1 protein-coding gene is annotated in these 1,448 nt (G+C 63.5%); it reads left to right on the top strand.

The annotated features are described in order from the left end of the window. Positions 1-187 precede the first annotated feature (187 nt). Positions 188-1,448, top strand: a 1,261-nt coding sequence (gene boxB / locus AC04MI_RS25130; RefSeq protein WP_476499040.1) for a benzoyl-CoA 2,3-epoxidase subunit BoxB, incomplete at its 3' end; no start/stop codon positions are given.

Here is a 1,448-nt window from a genome sequence, read left to right as displayed (position 1 = left end):
GGGAGAACATGAACACCCGCATCTTCGGGCGCCTGACCGCGTGGCAGAACTGGATCTTCAACCGCCCCAACGCCGTGGGCGAGAAGGGTGCGCTCAAGGTTTACGGCACCGGCCAGAAGGCCGGGTTTGACCAGACGCGCGTCTGACCCCCTGCCCTGCATTCGATTTCCATCCAGAGGAGCACCCCATGAGCAGCATCAACTACAGCGAGAAGATTCCCAACAACGTGAACCTGGGCGAAGACCGCACGTTGCAGCGCGCGCTAGAAGGCTGGCAGCCCAACTTCATCAACTGGTGGGACGACGTGGGTCCCGAGGGCTCCACCAACCATGAGGTCTATCTGCGTACCGCCGTGAGCGTGGACCCGAACGGCTGGGCCCAGTTCGGCCACGTGAAGATGCGCGACTACCGCTGGGGCATCTTTTTGAACCCAGGCGACAGCAACCGCGAGATCCACTTTGGCGACCACAAGGGCGAAAAAGCCTGGCAGGACGTGCCCGGCGAGCACCGCGCCAATCTGCGCCGCATCATCGTGACCCAGGGCGACACGGAGCCTGCCTCGGTCGAGCAGCAGCGCCACCTGGGCCTGACAGCGCCCAGCATGTACGACCTGCGCAACCTGTTCCAGATCAATGTGGAAGAGGGCCGCCACCTGTGGGCCATGGTGTACCTGCTGCACAAGCACTTCGGCCGCGACGGCCGCGAGGAGGCCGAAGCGCTGCTGCAGCGCMMSTCSGGCGACSAGRACAACCCGCGCATCCTGGGYGCSTTCAAYGARAAGACGCCSGAYTGGCTSGCGTTYTTCATGTTCACCTACTTCACYGACCGYGACGGCAAGTTCCAGCTSKCSGCSCTGGCMGAGAGCGCYTTYGAYCCGCTSGCGCGCACCACCAAGTTCATGCTGACCGARGARGCSCACCACATGTTYGTGGGCGARAGCGGCRTCTCGCGYGTGCTSKCGCGCACCGCRCAGGTSATGAACGACCTCAAGACCGACGACCCTGCCAAGGTGCGYGCTGCTGGCGCCATCGACCTGCCCACCGTCCAGCGCTACCTCAACTTCCACTACAGCGTGACCATCGACCTGTTCGGCGCCGACCAGTCGAGCAACGCCGCCACGTTCTACAGCTCGGGCCTCAAGGGTCGCTACGAAGAAGGAAAACGCACGGACGATCATGTGCTCAAGGGCCAGACGTACAAGGTGCTGGAGGTCAAGGACGGACAGCTGCTGGAAAAAGAAGTGCCCATGCTCAACGCGCTGAACGAAGTGCTGCGCGACGACTTCATCAAGGACTCSRTGGCSGGSGTSGGCCGYTGGAACAAGGTGCTSGAGAAGGCSGGCRTCCCCACSCGCCTGRYSGTSCCSCACAAGGCCTTCAAYCGCCAGATCGGCGCGCTSGCSGGCATCAAGATGTCGCCCGASGGCCGCGTGGTGARCGAGGTCGAAT

It is taken from the genome of Acidovorax sp. LjRoot204, assembly GCF_056175785.1.
This window is presented reverse-complemented; position numbering and strand designations above follow the sequence as displayed.